The following is a 15,428-nucleotide window of genomic DNA, read 5'->3' as shown; positions in this document are numbered from 1 at the left end:
CGTGAAGACAGACGGCGCCAACGGCGCCGACAATTTAGAGAGCGCTGGCTTCGAACAGCATGCGGGAATAGTCGTTATGAGTGCGCCCCTCATACAAGTCCTCCCTGCTCAGCGCGTCAACGAAGACTCCCCCCTTCATGACCAACACACGGTCGCACATATGCGCGATGACGCCAAGGTCATGACTGACGAGGACATAGGTCAGTTGCCGTTCATCCTTGAGGTCAGCGAGCAGGTTGAGCACTTCCGCCTGGACCGACACATCCAACGCCGACGTCGGCTCATCCAGAAGGATGATCTGCGGTTGAAGCATCAGCGCCCGGGCAATGGCGACACGCTGGCGTTGCCCGCCTGACAGCTGGTGGGGAAAGCGATCGGCAAAGCTTACCGGCAAGCCCACCTGCTGCAAGGCGGCATCGACTTTATCCCAACCCTTGCCGAGCCCCATGGCGCGGATGGGTTCGGTCAGGACGCGACTGATGCGATGGCGCGGATGTAGCGAACCATAGGGGTCCTGAAACACCATCTGCGTCAACAGCATCTGGTCGCGTGTGCGGACCTTGTCGACATCCGTTCCGGCCAGATTGATGCGGCCATTCCAGTGGCGGTCGAGGCCTGCGAGCGATCGGAGAACGGTGGATTTGCCGCAGCCGGATTCGCCGACGATGCCGAGTGTTTCTCCCTTGGCGACGGAGAAAGACACGTTTTTGACGACTTGGCGCGCGGAGGCGCCGTTACCGAAAGAGACGGAAAGCTCCTGAACGTCGATCATGGGAGGCGTGGGGATCATGGGCGAGGCTCCAGGGCATCGATCGCGGTTCTGTCGAGGATCTTCAGACGGTGTACCGGTGCATGCAGGTCGGGCATGGCGGCAATCAGACCACGGGTATAGGGGTGTTGCGCCTCATCAAGACTGGTCAGGATCTCCACGACCCGCCCCTTGTACATGACCATGATGCGCTCGCAGAAGGCGGCCACCATTCTGATGTCGTGACTGATCAGGATCAGGCCCGCATCGTTTTCGCGCACCAATTCGTCAAGCAGTTTCAGGACATCACCGCGGACCGAAACATCCAGCGCCGAGGTGGGTTCATCGGCGATGACCATGCGTGGCTTGGCCAGCAGCATCATGGCAATCATCACTCTTTGCCCCATGCCGCCTGAGATCTGGTGCGGATAAAGCTTCATGGTGCGTTCGATATCGGCGATGCGCACCCGCTCCAACATGCCCCTGGCCAGCTCATAAGCCTTTGCCTTGCTGACGGGGAGATGGAGGAGTGCTGCCTCCGCCACCTGCTTGCCGATGGGCAGGACCGGGTTGAGCGAGTATCGCGGATCCTGCATGATCAGCGCCATGCGATTGCCGCGCAGCTTGCGCATCTGCTTTTCCGTGGTCGATAGCAGCGGCATGCCGTCAAACATAAGTTCGTCAGCGCTGGCACGCCCGATGGACGGCAGCAGGCGCATGATCGCGCGACCGAGCGTCGATTTGCCGGAGCCGGATTCACCGACAATGCCGAGCCGCTCTGCCCTCAGGTCGAAGCTGACATTTTCGACCGCCGGTCTGGCAAGGCGGCCAAAACGAACGGACAGATTTCGGGCCGTGAGGATAAGGTCTTGATCAGGCGCGGGCATGGCGAGGATCCAGCAGGTCGCGAAGCGTGTCGCCGACAAGGTTGAAGGCAAGGCTGGTCAGGAGAATGGCAATGCCAGGCATGACCGCGACCCACCAGTGATCCAGCATGAATTTACGGCCGCTCGAAATCATCGCACCCCATTCAGGCGCCGGCGGTTGTGCGCCGAGGCCGAGGAAGCCAAGCGAGGCGGCCGTCAGGATGATGCCGGCCATGTTGAGCGTAAGCCGCACGACGACGGAGGGGATGCACATGGGGGCGATGTAAAGGAAGAGCAGGCGTAGAGGTGATGCGCCGTACAGCCTGGCCGCAGCCACGTAGTCTGTATTGCGCACGATCAGCGCTTCGGCCCGGGCGAGGCGCGCGATCGCCGGCCAGCTGGTGAGGGAGATCGCGACGATTGCCGTGCCGAGGCCTGCGCCCAGCGCGGCCGCAAAGGCAAGCGCCAGGATGAGAGACGGAAATGACAACACTATATCCGTGAAACGCATCAAAATGGCATCCGTCCTGCCGCCGACGAAGCCGGAAACGACGCCGATGATCAGCCCGATCGGGCCGACGATCAGTGTAACGGAAAGGATGGTGGAGATGGTGATGCGCGCGCCGTAAATCAGGCGGGACAAGATATCGCGCCCGAACTCGTCGGTACCGGCGAGATGCGCCCAGCTGGGCGGCAGGAAGGCAGCCTGCAGGTTCTGTGCCGCAGGATCAAAGGGAGCAATGGCGGGAGCGAGTGCCGCCACCAGGATCAGCAAGCCCAGGAAGACGAAACCGATGAGACCTACGGGTTCGTGCGAAAGTTTTTCCCAAACCAGAGCAAGTCCGGACAGGATGGCTGAACGCGGTCGGACTGCGACGGTCGAGGAGACATGGGGCGCGCTCATTGCGTTACCTCGCGCGTGCGGGGGTCCAGAACCAGATAGGCCAGATCCGAGATGAAGTTCAAAACCATGAAGATGGTGCCGATCACCAGCGTGCCGGCCAGGATGGCGTTCATGTCACCAATCATCAGCGCGTTCGTCATGTACTGGCCAATGCCCGGCCAGGAGAAGACGATCTCGGTGACGACAGCGCCTTCCAGCAGGCCGCCATAGGAGATGGCAAGGATGGTCACGAGCTGGACAGCAATGTTCGGCAGTAGGTGCCCAATGACGATACGTCGGCTTGAGGCGCCCTTGGCGCGGGCGGCAATGACGTAGTCCTGGTTGAGCTGCTCCAGGGTGAAGCTGCGGGTCATGCGAGCGATATAGGCCATGGCCGAATAGGCAAGGATGCAGGCCGGAAGCACGATATGGCTGACGGCATTCCAGAAGGTCTCCGTGTCACCCTCCAGCAGGCTGTCCACGAGAAGCAGGCCTGTGCGCGGCTCGATCAGGCCGTCCAGGTAGGTATCGACGCGTCCGGGCCCGCCAACCCAGGCCAGCGTGGCATAGAAGATGACGAGGCCGACCACGCCAAACCAGAAGACGGGAATGGAGTGCCCAACCAGTGACACCACGCGCGCAATCTGATCGAACCAGGTGTCACGGAAGAGGGCCGCCAGCATGCCAAGCGGGACCCCGATGATCGTTGATATGATGACGGCAAGCGTTGCCAGTTCGAACGTTGCGGGAAACGCCTTTGCAAGATCCTTCGTCACCGGATTGCCGGTCAGGATGGCTGTGCCAAGATCGCCGCGCAGCAGCGACCCCACATAAATGATGAACTGTTGATAAATTGGGAGATCAAGCCCGAGTTTCTGGCGCATCGCCGCAAAAGCCGCGGGGTCCGCCAGTTCACCGACAATGGCTCCGACCGGATCGGTCGGCAGAACGCGCCCGATCACGAAAGTCACGATCAGCAGTGCGAAGAGGCTCACGGCGAGTTGTCCAACACGCCGCGCGACTTCAATGGGTGTAAATTCCTTCATGATCGGTCGACCGACTACTTCTTCGCCGTCTTCGTCACGTTCTCAAGTCGATTCAGCGCCCAGAGATTGGGGCTGTAGCCAACCACGTTGACATTGCGCACGATGGGTTCAAACCGCTCGAACATCGGCAACACCGCCGGCTTTTGCGCAATGAACATTTCCTGCAACTGCTTGACCATGTCTGCGCGCTTGGCCGTGTCGGCTTCGGCATTTGCCTTGTCGCGCAGGGCGTTGATTTCCGTAATGTTCCAGTCCGAACGCCAGACAAAGTTGCCGGCATTCTTCGCTTCCGCGCGGTTGTCAGGGTTGGTGACGAAGTCATTCAGGGCGCCGAGCGCATTCGGCATGACGGCAGCCGACTGCGGTATCAGAAGATCGAAATCACGTGCGCGGTGCTGGGCCACGATATCTGCGCCATTACCCTGCTTGATCTCCACCTTCACGCCGATCTGGGCCAGATTGGCCTGGATGGCCGTCGCCATGTCGACGCGGGGCGGTTGTGCGATGGTCTTTAGCGTCAGCGAGAAGCCGTTCGGATAGCCAGCCTTGGCCAGCAGCGCCTTGGCCTTTTCCGGCTGGAAAGACCAGTCGGGGTTTGCGATGGCGCCTGCCCAGTCTTCCGGCACCGGCACGTTGCGTGGACGACCGTAAGGCCCCAGGATCGTCGCAGCGATATTCTTGTAGTCAATGCCATAGGCCAGCGCTTCACGCACCTCGGGTTTCGACAGAGGCTCGCGGGCCGCGTTCATCGCCAGAACATAGAAGCCGCCGACCTTGGTGGCGTCGATGGCGAACTTCGCATTCCCGACAAAGGACTTCACGTCAGGCGCCGTCAGCGCATTGGCGATGTCGATATCGCCCTTTTCCAGCATCAGGCGCGCGGTCTGGCTTTCGGGTACATGCCGCATGATGACGCGGACCATCTTCGGTGCGCTGCCCCAGTAGTCCTTATTGGCTTCCAGAATGACGGTTTCGTTCGGGGTCCAGCGGCGCAGGACATAAGGACCGGAGCCTGCAGCATTGGTGCGAAGCCACTCATTGCCATAGTCATTATTGGCAAAGTGCTTCTGTACCTCCACGCTGTCCACGACGCTCGAGATACCCATTGCCAGACGATAAAGCAGATCCTCGGATGTCGTGGCTTTGGTCAGTTCGATCCGCAGCGTCTTCTGGTCCACCGCCTTGACGAGGGTTTCGATGTTGTCGGCACTAAAGCCTGAGTTCTTGAAGTAGGATGATGCTGACTGGTTGAGCTTCAGCAGGCGCACCAGTGAAAAGACGACATCCTTGGCAGTGACCGGATTTCCTGAGGAAAATTTCGCGTCACGCAGCTTGAAGGTGATGCCTGTCTGGTCGACTGTCCAGCTCTCTGCCAATTGAGGCTTGAGCTGGTTCTTCTCGTCCACGTAGACGAGGCGGTCATAGACGGCAGCGAGGATTTCCTGGGTCTTCGGCTCCGTTCCCTGCTGCGGGTCCACAGAAAGAACCTGCGCCAGGGACGTACCAATGACCAGCTGGTTAGCTGGTGTTTCAGCTTTCGCGATTGGTGCGGTCGAAACCAGAAGCGCCAGGGCGGCTCCCGAAATTGATCTGGTAATAAGATAAGTCATTAGAATTCCTCCTCCCCAAAAGATATCCGGATCGGTGTTGCGCCGATCAGGTATGCTGTTCCTACTTTTCATTGAATGTCTGGCGTCGCGTCCTCAGCTTCCGCCCGGTGAGACTCGACTCGTAAAGAAACTGATCGCGGCAAAACCGCCTCTACCTTACGACTAATCCAGCCCGTTGCCGGCCTTAGCAGCCCGCTTCATCGCCAAGCCTCCCCTCTCGACAAAATTAAAGTTACTGACTTTAATAATTCGGTCAAGCGCCTTTTAAGGCTGGATGAGCTTGCCGAGGTGAGGTAGGTGAGGTGCAATGGAGAGATTGATGCATGATCTCTGGGACCTGACACTATCCGACGTTGCACAACTGGTTTTCACCCACCTGCTTGAGGCAGGCGAGGCGAACCGTAGACTCCTGAGCGAGCGCACAGGGCTTAGCTTTCCGTCCGTTACGCTTGGGCTCTCGGAATTGGCAGCAAGTTCAATTGTGACCGAGTTGCGGCGCGAGCAGGGTGCGCGAGGGCGTGCGACGATTGTCTATGGCGTTAGTGACGAGGCGGGTTGGGTCCTGGGAGTCGACATCGGTTCTACCCAGGTAAGCTTTACGGCCCGCTGTCTGAATGGCCGCCTATTGGCGCATGAAAGTGTAAAACATCGCGAAAACGCGGCGGTGGTCGGCAGGTTGGCGGGCGAACTGGTCGCTGCTTCGCGCGTCCTTGCAGGCCTGCAGAAGGCTCCCCTTGTTGTGGCTCTCGCCGTCAATCAGGTCGTGCCAAGGCAATTGTTGCGGCCCGATCGGCCGCGGCCGCTTGCTCTCGACATCACAGAACTATTCGTTGCAACGTCGAAGCTCCCATCCTCTATTCCATTCCTGGTGGAGAACAACGTCAATTGCGCAGCGGTGGCGGAGCATCAGGACGGACTGATGCGCGGTTATGATGACGCAGCCTATATGCAGATTGGGGTCGGTATCGGTCTCGGCTTCTTCGCCGACGGCGCCTTGATCCGAGGCGGGCAGGGCGGTAGCGGCGAGCTTGCTCAGGTCCCATTGTCCTGGAGCGATGCGGTGCCGTCAGAGAAGGATGCGATCGAACGTCGTTACGGATCGGTGGGGCTTATGCGGGCTGCTTCGGCTATTGAGGCCAAGGGACAGCCTGTGTCTTCACCGGAGGAACTCTTTTTGCTTGCGGCAAATGGTTGCGGACGCGCAGAAACCCTGATGCACGAGCATGGCGTCGCCCTTGGCCGTATTGCGGCAGCTGCCGCCAGCATCCTCGACCCGAGCGTCATGGTTCTGGGTGGAGGACTGACCCGCAATGCCGCCTTTGCGAAAATCATCGTTGATGAATTTCAAAACCGCAATCAGGACACTTTGGTCGCCATATCCGAAAAGGGATCGGAGGCAACCTTGCTGGGGGCATGCCTGTTGGCGCGCGATCTTGCTGCGCGCCGTATTGCTGAACGGTTTTACAAACCCTTGCTGGCAAAGCCTACTTTGCTGCCTTTGACGTAGGGTGATCGTCCTCACCCTAGAGGGCGCGGATAGGTCAACCAGCGACCTTCTCCAGTTCGGAGAGCGCATCTTCCGGCAGTTCGAGCGTATCCACGGCCAGATTTTCCCGTAGATGGATTCGTGAAGAGGTGCCGGGGATCAGGAGAATATTCGGCGAACGCTTGAGGAGCCAGGCCAGCGCAACCTGCATGGGGGTTGCGTCGAGCCGGGCTGCAACGTCCGACAGGGTAGACGATTGCAATGGCGAAAAGCCGCCGAGCGGGAAGAATGGTACGTAAGCCGTTCCTTCCGCGGCCAGCTTGTCGATCAAGCCATCGTCTTCGCGGTGAGCCAGATTGTACTGGTTCTGAACACAGGCGATGTCGGTGATGCGTCTGGCATCGTCAATCTGCTTTGCGGTGACGTTGGAGAGGCCGATATGCCGGAGCAGGCCTTTCTGCTTCAGGTCGGCCAGAACTTCCAACGGCTCGTCGAGCGATCCTTCGGCCGGGCCGTGCACATCGAACATGGCACGAAGGTTCACCACTTCGATCACCTCAAGGCCGAGATTGCGCAGATTGTCGTGGATTGCCTGTGTGAGTTCTTCCCGCGAAAAGGCCGGGTTCCAGGACGCGTCCGCACCGCGTTTCGCTCCGACCTTGGTGACGATGGTAAGGTCGTCGCCATAGGGATGCAGAGCCTCCCTGATGATCTGGTTGGTGACGTGCGGGCCGTAGAAGTCGCTGGTGTCAATGTGGTTCACGCCGCTCTCGATCGCCTCGCGCAAAACGGCAATCGCTTCTGCGTGATCGCGTGGCGGACCGAAGACGCCCTTGCCAGCCAGCTGCATCGCCCCATAGCCAAGACGGCGCACGGTGCGGTCGCCAAGCGTGAATGTTCCCGATTTTCCAATCTGTGTCATGGCTTAGTCTCCTGTTGGTGAGCGCAAGATAGGGCCCTGACATAGAAGTCACAATCGGCTACAATCCGGACACGGTGTCCGCCTGAGCGGACAATCCGTTGAAGAAGTCGGAGACAAAGATGCCCGAGATGGCGGATGTGGAAGCGTTTCTTTTGGTCGCCCGCGCCAGAGGTTTCCGCGAGGCATCCCGTGCGAGCGGAATGAGTTCGTCGGCCTTGAGTGACGCCGTCAAGCGCCTGGAAGGAGATCTGGGCGTCCGCCTTCTGAACCGCACCACGCGGAGCGTGCAGCCGACCGAAGCAGGGCGGACGTTGATGGAGCGGGTGGGGCCGGCATTTTCTGAAATCGCGTCGGCGCTGGATCACGCAACAAGCCACGGAAACAGGCCCGCCGGATCCTTGAAGCTGAACGTTCCGGGCAGCGCCGCCCGGCTTGTCCTTCCGGACATTGTACCCGCCTTTCTGGCGGCCTACCCGGATATCAGCCTGGAGATCGTCACCGATGAAAGCTTTGTGGACATCATAGAAAGCGGCTGCGACGCCGGGATACGCTATGACGAGCGGCTGGAGCAGGACATGATTGCCGTGCCGATCGGCCCGCGCCGGCAGCGGTTTGCCTTGGCTGCGTCGCCCGCTTATCTTTCCGCCAACGACGTTCCCCAACATCCGCGTGATCTGCTTGCGCATAACTGCATTCGTGGACGCTTTTCCGGTCGTGCACTTCCGTCGTGGGAATTCGAGCGGGGCGGTGAGGTGGTGATGATCGAACCCAGCGGCAGTCTGGTCGTTCAATCCGGCGGCAGCACCGACCTCGGCGTCGAGGCGGCAAAGGCGGGTGTCGGTGTGATCTATCTCTTTGAAGACTGGCTGAAGCCGCACTTCGAGAGTGGAGCGCTTGTGCCTGTGATGGAGGATTGGTGGCTCAGTTTTTCCGGGCCGTTCCTCTACTATCCCGGTCGGCGGCTCGTGCCGGCGCCTCTGCGTGCTTTCATCGATTTCGTAAAGGCAACGGCAAAGTCAGCTACCAGCGAAGCAGGCGTTTGCCGAGAAGCGCTCCGGCACTCGTGACGAGAGCAATTGCGGCTAGGTACCATGTCGCGACAAACAACGGGCTGTCATCCGGGCAGTGGAGAGCGTAAACGCAAGCGGCAAGCGCGCCTGATGCAAGCCCCGCGACCGCTCCGGCCTTGGCCGGGTTTTCCGGTGCCGCCTGTCGCAGCGCGTAGATCAACCCCGTCAGCGGTGCGAGCGACAGAAGGCTGACGAAGAAGACGCAAGCCGCAGGATAGCGCCCAACCAGGCTTGGCTCCCATTGTGCGGCGGGAACCACGGCGAGTTCCGAGACAACACCGATCACGAGTGCTGCCGCGGGCAGCGCAAGCGCCAGAAGGGCAGGGCGCAAGGGCACGCCTGGTTTGCCGATACGCAGCGCAACCTGACTGCCGGTGATGGCCAGCAGAACGGTGAGGCCGATCTTGAAGGCAACGCGGGGCGTCTGGGCCGCCTGCAGGAGGTTCTGCCTCAAACCGAGCGTGATCAGGAGCAGCACGAAGGATACAAGCAGGCTGACTGCTATTGCTGTGACGAAGACATGGTTGAAGCGCCGTTTGACCGGGGCGTCTTTCGTCAGCAGTTGGATCAGATCATCTGTCTGCACGCTCTTCACTCCGATAGAGAACTGCAAGCCCCTTCAACGCCCGGTGCAGGGCCACACGCACGGCCCCTTCAGACATCTTCAGGCGCTCGGCCGTTTCCCGAATACCTTCGCCGCCCACCGAGATGGAACGAACAATCTCTCGCTGCGGATCACGCAAGCCCGCCAGCATTTTTTCGACATCGATCCGGTCGAGACCGGGTTGCCGGTTGTCCGCCTCCAGCGTCTCCATCACATCCTCGATCGGCACGCTGACATGCCGGCCGCGGCGGCGAAAGCTGTCGATCATCTTGTTGCGCACGATCGTCGAGAGCCACGGACCGATCGGCCGTGTGGTATCCCATGTTCCGCGCTTCAGGTGAACGGCCAGCAGCACTTCCTGCACCACATCTTCCGCCTCGCCGGTGGGGATGCCGAAAAGGTCGCACCGCCGGCGTGCGATGGACCTCAGATAGGGCGTCACCGCCCGCAGAAAGCGATCATAGGCCGCAGCATCGCCCTTCATGGCCATGCGCAACCAGTCCGCCCATTCCTCTTCACGGGCTGAATGCTTCATTCACCCATCATCCCCGCGTCCCGTCCCATGACCCCCGGGCAGATCGCCCACTCGCGACCTGCCTTTGGGATCGATGCATTGAACGTATGAGCGGCGAAGACTTCAAGAGAAAGTTACGGTCCGCTGCGGGCGGTCCCATAGTTTTAGGCGGCATTGCAAATAAAACCAGTGATTTACAATCAAGGCGCAGGCCATGGCCGGACCGTTCAACTGACCATGACCTGCGGCGAACGGCTCCAGATCCGCGCAATCACGTGGTCGATCGACATGCGTCCCGGCCCCAGTCGGATGATGGCAAGCGCCATCGCAACCCACGTCAAATGGATCGGCCATCCCTCCGGTACAGTCAGCTGGATGACGAGGGTCATTCCCAGCAGGCCAAGACCTGCAAAGCGGGTCGCAAGGCCGATGATCAGAAGCGTGGAGAACACCACCTCGCCGCAGCCGGACAGAAAGGCCATCAGCGTTGGAGCAGGGTAGGGATAGGGGCCGCCCGGCAGGTGCAGCATGAACTCCTGCGTAAAGAGATCAACGGCGGTATCGCTCAATTGCAGGAAACCGTCCCACTTCAAGATGCCCGATTTCCAGAAAGGTACGGCGAGTGCCAGCCGTAGTGCCAGTGACACAAGATCAGGCTGTGCGAGGCGCTGCAGTGCTGTCAGGGCTCCGGTGATGGCAGCGAGTGGCGCCAGGCTTGTCGTGTTGCGTATGGGGCGTGAAATTTCAGTCATGGGAGGTCTCCATGTCCAGGGAGGAAAAGGCGCCGGCATCGAGTGCGACAGCGATCAGTCGAGAAAGATCGAGGTTCGGGTTCGCCTCCAGGCCGAGTGCGGCGGCGGTGCCGAGCGTTTCCCCTGCGATCAGTGCCTGCAGGAAGTCGGCAGCACCGCTGTCCAGATGCGTTACCATCACCTCGTCATCTCTGCGGGTCACCAGCGCATCTTCCGGGCGGTCTTCGACGGCAGAGACTTCTCCGCCATTGTGGTTCATGCTGAAGATCGTCACGGCAGGGTAGGCCGAGCGAAGGATGCGCGTTGCGGGGTGCGGGCGAAATCGCAGAGCCCCCAGACCCTCGGGCGCGATCTCGGACAGCATGTCTGGGGCCAGATGGGCGGCATCGGCGGCGTGATAGGCATCCAGCCATGCCCGTTCAATGCGCGCGACATCGGCAAGCCATGGCATGGAGCTGGCATATTCGTAAGCCTCGATGAAATCGGGGAATTCGCGGCCATAGGCGAACAGCAAAGGCGAGCGGGGCGGATGCGCCCGAATGTAGAAGCGCGCCATGGCGCGGAAGAAATCCTCGCCAGTAATGCGCTGCACCGCCGGATAGATGGATGCCACCGCATTGATGAGGCTGACCGTAACATTGTTGCGGTAGACGTTGTAGCGCTCGATCAGTCCAGCACCATGATGCGATGTGATGTCCTGTGGTACCGGTTCGTTCGGGCGCAGAAGCGCTCCGGCGAAGGACGCCGCTATTGGCGCTGTGCCATCATTCTGCAGCATCGCGCAATCCTCCCGTGTCGCTATGGCGATCGAGAATGGCCTGAGCGGCGCGTGCCTCGGCGCGCAGAACCGGCCAATCAGGCAGCTCGCTATCCCATTCGATCAGCGTCGGTACCGGTCCACGCCGGGAAAGCACGATCTCGTAAAGCTGCCAGACAGCGTCTGCGACAGGCCGGTCATGGCTGTCGATCAGCAGCTTTTCGCCCGCGCCATCCTCCTGTTCTGCATGTCCGGCGAGATGGATCTGCTCGACACTTTCAAGCGGAAAATCCTTGAGGTAGTCGAGCGCTGAGAAGCCGTGATTGGCGGCCGAGACGAAGACATTGTTGACATCGAGCAGGAGCCCGCAGCCGGTACGTCTTGCGATCTCGCGGATGAAATCCACCTCGGCCATGGTGGTGTCCGTGAAAGCGACATAGGTCGACGGGTTTTCCAGGAAGATCCGGCGGCCGATCACGCTCTGCATCTGGTCGACATGGTCGCAGACATGCGTAAGCGTGGCCTCGTTATAGGGCAGCGGCAGCAGGTCGTTGTAGAAAATGTCGTCATGCGTCGACCAGGCCAGATGCTCCGAGATCATCGCCGGTTCGTAGCGGTCCACCAATGCCTTGAAGCGTTGAAGGTGGTCAGGGTCGAGCGGCTGAGGGCCGCCGAGCGACATGCAGACACCGTGGATCGAGACCGGATAATCCTGGCGGATGCGTTCGAGTGCGCGATGCGGCGGGCCGCCGGCGCCCATGTAGTTTTCCGCATGCACTTCAAAGAAGCCGCAGCGATCGCTCGCCGCCAGAATGGCCGGCAGATGCTCCGGCTTGAAACTTGTGCCCGCCTGTCCGGCGACCGCATAATGTGGAAAGCGGACGGCATCAGCCCTGTCCGCAAGGTTGTTCTGCATCCCCATGGAATTGCTCATCATCCCCTCCGCTTTCCAAATTCAGATCACATGTCGCGGGTCAGCGGCTTCAGCGAGCCCTTGCGGTCGCCCGGCAGTTGCAGCGAAACGCAGGTGCCGCCCTGAACGAACTTCCACGCATTGCCCTGGAAGTCCTTGGTGGAAGTGCCCTGGCAGGTGGTGCCGGGGCCGGCGGCGCAATCATTCTGGCCCTTCAGGGCAACACCGAAGCACTTTTCCTTATGGGCTGCGACGGCAGCATCGGCTTCCGCCTTGGTGAGCGGACCTGCGGCGGCAAGAGTAGACAGGGCAGAGGTAATGACACCGGCGAGCAGGGCGGTGCTGATGGCGGCTTTCGACATGGATGTTCTCCGTTGCTGATGATGTCCCAAACTGCTGGGCACACCACCTCTTCGGAGGGCGCAGGATGTTCGTTACAGAGATCGATGTCACGAAGCCGTGAGCATGTGCGACCCGCTTCCGCTGCCTGCCTATCAAACGGCACCATCTCGTGATATGGCACCCGCGCACACCCATTACGCCGGTGTGGGTAATATGAGCTGATCCAATCCCGCTGCTGTTTTCTCTATACGCCATGCCTCCCGTCTTCAGGTGATGACAGTATAGCCGATCCAGAATGCAGGGGGACGAAACGAGAGACAAGATTGACGCAGACGTCCAACGCCAGACTGCACGGCCGCTATTTCAAGGCTCCCGTCTTCGCCGTGGCCCCCATGATCGACTGGACTGATAGTCGCTGTCGCTTCTTCCACCGGCAGCTGTCGGCGCATGCTGTTCTCTTCACGGAAATGGTGGTGGCGGATGCGATCATCCATGGCCCGCGTGAACGGCTGCTGTCGCATCACGCCGCCGAGCATCCTGTGACGCTGCAGCTTGGCGGCTCTGATCCGGCCAAGCTTTCTCAGGCCGTGAAGATTGCCGCCGACTTCGCCTATGACGAAATCAATCTCAATGTCGGCTGCCCGTCGGACCGGGTGCAGAGCGGCACCTTCGGCGCTTGCCTGATGAAGACGCCTGATGTGGTGGCGGATTGCGTCTCCGCCATGAAGGCGGCGACGGCGCTTCCCGTCACCGTCAAATGCCGCATCGGCGTCGATGACCAGCAGCCGGAAGAAGTGCTGCCCGCCTTCGTTGCCCGCATGGTGGAGGCCGGTGCCGATGCCTTGTGGGTGCATGCCCGCAAGGCCTGGCTGCAGGGTCTGTCGCCAAAGGAGAACCGAGAAATTCCGCCGTTGGATTATGATCTCGTGCACGCGGTAAAGCGGGAAAACCCTAACCTTTTCATGGGCATCAACGGTGGTCTTCAGGATTTGAGTCAGGCTGCGGCGCATCTTTCCGTCATGGATGGAGTCATGCTCGGCCGCGCCGCCTATCAGAATGCCGGGCTGCTGACGGGCGTCGATGCCGCCTTCTATGGGGAAGAGCCTCGCGATTTCGACTGGCTGGCGCTGCGCGACAAGATGATGGCCTATGCGGATGAGGTAATCGCCTCGGGCGGGCGGCTGCACCATGTCACAAGGCATATGGTCGGCCTGTTCCAGGGCTTTGCCGGCGCGCGCCGTTTCCGCCAGATCCTCTCCACCGATGCCACCAAGCCGGGTGCGACACCTGACATCATCGCCACCGCCTTTGCCGTTGTCGATCTTGCCGCAGGCCCGAAGGCAGCCCAGCCGGACGCCGAACGGCTTGCGGGCTGAGACACCGCGCTTCTCAGACCTCGTCCGTCAGGCCGCGTGACAGCTTGCGCTGCACGATATCGACATTGCCGCGCACATAGATGGAGATCGGCTTGCCGCCTGCGCCGATGGCGGCCAGCGCGATGATGGTGACTTCCGCCTCATAGACGGTGACGTAGAGCACCTGCGCCGGGTTGATGAAAACCGGCTGGTTCTGCGTGTTGATGAAACCGATCATGGAGGCACTCATCCTGATATCATGCGTTTTCCTCGTATATGCCATCTGTCCGTTGATGCTCATTTAACGGCGGAAATTTTCTACCCCCATTTTTCGAGGGTGCGGCTTGCGCGCGCCACTGCGGAGCAGGGTGCGGTTGATGCGCCGCCAGTAGCGCTTGGGGCTGATCATGCGCACCAGCCGGATTGCCATCTCGCGTTCGGTTGGGTCGGCCTCGGCCATGCCTTCGGCAGGCGTGCCACGCACCGTGGCCTCGATGAGGTTCAGTGCCAGACGCGAGATGCGTGCGGCCGCCGCGGACCCGCCAAAAGGCTTGCCATGTTCGCAAGGCAGATGGTCGTCCGCGAAAATACCGACGCAGCGGTGATAGCGGCGGCAGGCGCGGTTGCCGCACTGAAGCGACGGCGCGCCCGATACCTCCATGACATGGCGAAGGAAGAAGGGAGATTCCTCCTCGGGACTTGGCTGCATGATCGTCATCGGTTGATCTCCTGGAGATTGGGGTTCACACGCGGCCATGCGCCGCCCTTCACGCGACCGGGTGGCCCGTGGTTTGGTTTCTGTTCTTGCCGCATGTCCCGGGCGCAAAACCGCTGCGCACTTTTGCTGGACCTGCGGGTATTTCGGCCGGGGCGCTGAAAGCTGCCTCGTATTGGGTAGTATAGGTAGCACCTCTCAGCGCCCCGTTCGGTTGTTTCTGCCCGCGTGTGGGGTCCCTCTGACTGGAAGATCGGATCGAGCCGTTTGCCATCGCCGTTCCCGCTGGCTCTTTCGAACCGGCAGGCGGACAACGGGCGATGCGCGCCCGAACCCGTCTTCCCCTTGTGCATCACACAGATGCGTCCGACGCGCCGCTGGGTATTTCGAAGAGAAAGCGCTGACGTCCGACGCGCATCCTCTCCGCCCGTGTCGCCGGAGGGGGACTCAAGTTTCGCGAACCCGGATGATGAGGCTTTGCGTCTTGTCCTCAACACCCGAACCGGCTCCGCATCGCCGGCACGCCTGCCGGTGTATCCGCTGCGGAACGGGATGATTGTAGGCACGAGTTTTGGGAGCGGGGAAAATGCAGAAGCAAATTTTTTTGGGAGACGCGCGGCCATGCCTTTGTATCGCGCCAGAGGAACAAGCTAAATCAAAAGCTTGCGCGATCTGTATGCTCGTCGAAATTCTTGTCACCCCCCTCTGCCCTGCCGGGCATCTCCCCCACAAGGGGCAGTGTTTACAGAATCAGCTTTCGGGATTCTATTTGGTTCCGGCAGGTGATTTGGAGAGGAGGGTCGCGGATGGATTGCCCGAGATGCCATGGACAGGATCTGCGCAAA

General features: G+C 60.5%; 18 protein-coding genes. 4 read left to right on the top strand and 14 right to left on the bottom strand.

The features are described 5' to 3' along the window. Window positions 1-34: 34 nt before the first annotated feature. The 5 genes from Q2T52_RS19900 to Q2T52_RS19880 are packed head-to-tail and all read right to left on the bottom strand — an operon-like array spanning window position 35 to window position 5,153. Entirely contained in the window at window positions 35-772 is a 738-nt protein-coding gene (locus Q2T52_RS19900) for an ABC transporter ATP-binding protein (RefSeq protein WP_302078756.1), read from the bottom strand. 14 nt (window positions 773-786) lie between these two features. Beyond that, window positions 787-1,635, bottom strand: a complete 849-nt coding sequence (locus Q2T52_RS19895; RefSeq protein ID WP_302078594.1) for an ABC transporter ATP-binding protein — start codon at window positions 1,633-1,635, stop codon at window positions 787-789. After that, entirely contained in the window at window positions 1,622-2,518 is an 897-nt protein-coding gene (locus Q2T52_RS19890) for an ABC transporter permease (protein WP_302078593.1), read from the bottom strand. The genes Q2T52_RS19895 and Q2T52_RS19890 overlap by 14 nt, the downstream gene beginning before the upstream one ends. Next, on the bottom strand, window positions 2,515-3,543 hold the full coding sequence (locus Q2T52_RS19885; RefSeq protein WP_302078592.1) for an ABC transporter permease: 1,029 nt from the start codon (window positions 3,541-3,543) through the stop codon (window positions 2,515-2,517). The genes Q2T52_RS19890 and Q2T52_RS19885 overlap by 4 nt, the downstream gene beginning before the upstream one ends. 14 nt (window positions 3,544-3,557) lie before the next feature. Next, window positions 3,558-5,153, bottom strand: a complete 1,596-nt coding sequence (locus Q2T52_RS19880; protein WP_302078591.1) for an ABC transporter substrate-binding protein — start codon at window positions 5,151-5,153, stop codon at window positions 3,558-3,560. A gap of 319 nt (window positions 5,154-5,472) precedes the next feature. Here Q2T52_RS19880 and Q2T52_RS19875 point away from each other — a divergent pair, with 319 nt between their 5' ends. Then, window positions 5,473-6,660 (top strand): ROK family protein, encoded by a 1,188-nt coding sequence (locus Q2T52_RS19875; RefSeq protein ID WP_302078590.1) that lies wholly within the window; start codon window positions 5,473-5,475, stop codon window positions 6,658-6,660. Window positions 6,661-6,694: 34 nt separating this feature from the next. Here the strand turns inward: Q2T52_RS19875 and Q2T52_RS19870 are convergent, their stop codons facing one another. Further along, window positions 6,695-7,561: an aldo/keto reductase family oxidoreductase gene (locus tag Q2T52_RS19870; protein WP_302078589.1), complete on the bottom strand. Its 867-nt coding sequence runs from the start codon at window positions 7,559-7,561 to the stop codon at window positions 6,695-6,697. Between the two features lie 119 nt (window positions 7,562-7,680). On the opposite strand from Q2T52_RS19870, the gene Q2T52_RS19865 reads away from it, so the two are divergent. Continuing rightward, window positions 7,681-8,628 (top strand): LysR family transcriptional regulator, encoded by a 948-nt coding sequence (locus Q2T52_RS19865; protein WP_302078588.1) that lies wholly within the window; start codon window positions 7,681-7,683, stop codon window positions 8,626-8,628. Here Q2T52_RS19865 and Q2T52_RS19860 read toward each other — a convergent pair. From Q2T52_RS19860 to Q2T52_RS19835, 6 genes are all read right to left on the bottom strand, one after another. Next, the gene (locus tag Q2T52_RS19860) at window positions 8,582-9,217 is read right to left on the bottom strand and encodes an NrsF family protein (RefSeq protein ID WP_302078587.1); all 636 of its coding nucleotides are present in this window, start codon (window positions 9,215-9,217) and stop codon (window positions 8,582-8,584) included. The genes Q2T52_RS19865 and Q2T52_RS19860 overlap by 47 nt on opposite strands. Next, complete coding sequence (locus tag Q2T52_RS19855; protein WP_302078586.1) at window positions 9,204-9,770, bottom strand: sigma-70 family RNA polymerase sigma factor; 567 nt, start codon at window positions 9,768-9,770, stop codon at window positions 9,204-9,206. The genes Q2T52_RS19860 and Q2T52_RS19855 overlap by 14 nt, the downstream gene beginning before the upstream one ends. 206 nt (window positions 9,771-9,976) lie before the next feature. Next, a complete protein-coding gene (locus Q2T52_RS19850) occupies window positions 9,977-10,501 on the bottom strand; it encodes a DoxX family protein (protein WP_302078585.1) in 525 nt (174 codons plus the stop codon). Continuing rightward, window positions 10,494-11,279, bottom strand: coding sequence for an HvfC/BufC N-terminal domain-containing protein (locus tag Q2T52_RS19845; protein WP_302078584.1), 786 nt, complete (start codon window positions 11,277-11,279; stop codon window positions 10,494-10,496). The genes Q2T52_RS19850 and Q2T52_RS19845 overlap by 8 nt, the downstream gene beginning before the upstream one ends. Beyond that, entirely contained in the window at window positions 11,266-12,174 is a 909-nt protein-coding gene (gene bufB / locus Q2T52_RS19840; protein ID WP_302078755.1) for an MNIO family bufferin maturase, read from the bottom strand. Before bufB ends, Q2T52_RS19845 begins: the two co-directional genes overlap by 14 nt. Window positions 12,175-12,218: 44 nt before the next feature. Next, window positions 12,219-12,533: a BufA1 family periplasmic bufferin-type metallophore gene (locus Q2T52_RS19835; RefSeq protein WP_302078583.1), complete on the bottom strand. Its 315-nt coding sequence runs from the start codon at window positions 12,531-12,533 to the stop codon at window positions 12,219-12,221. 303 nt (window positions 12,534-12,836) lie between these two features. Between Q2T52_RS19835 and dusA the strand changes: the two genes are divergently transcribed. Continuing rightward, window positions 12,837-13,889, top strand: coding sequence for a tRNA dihydrouridine(20/20a) synthase DusA (gene dusA, locus Q2T52_RS19830; RefSeq protein ID WP_302078582.1), 1,053 nt, complete (start codon window positions 12,837-12,839; stop codon window positions 13,887-13,889). Between the two features lie 13 nt (window positions 13,890-13,902). Here the strand turns inward: dusA and Q2T52_RS19825 are convergent, their stop codons facing one another. Both Q2T52_RS19825 and Q2T52_RS19820 read right to left on the bottom strand, forming a co-directional pair. Next, window positions 13,903-14,118 (bottom strand): hypothetical protein, encoded by a 216-nt coding sequence (locus tag Q2T52_RS19825; RefSeq protein WP_302078581.1) that lies wholly within the window; start codon window positions 14,116-14,118, stop codon window positions 13,903-13,905. 51 nt (window positions 14,119-14,169) lie between these two features. Next, window positions 14,170-14,586 (bottom strand): hypothetical protein, encoded by a 417-nt coding sequence (locus Q2T52_RS19820; RefSeq protein ID WP_302078580.1) that lies wholly within the window; start codon window positions 14,584-14,586, stop codon window positions 14,170-14,172. Window positions 14,587-15,169: 583 nt separating this feature from the next. Here Q2T52_RS19820 and Q2T52_RS19815 point away from each other — a divergent pair. Further along, on the top strand, window positions 15,170-15,428 hold a 259-nt coding region (locus tag Q2T52_RS19815), incomplete at its 3' end, for a hypothetical protein (protein ID WP_302078579.1).

This window comes from Rhizobium oryzicola (assembly GCF_030504645.1).
GTDB classification, from domain to species: Bacteria; Pseudomonadota; Alphaproteobacteria; order Rhizobiales; family Rhizobiaceae; genus Neorhizobium; species Neorhizobium oryzicola.
This window is presented reverse-complemented; position numbering and strand designations above follow the sequence as displayed.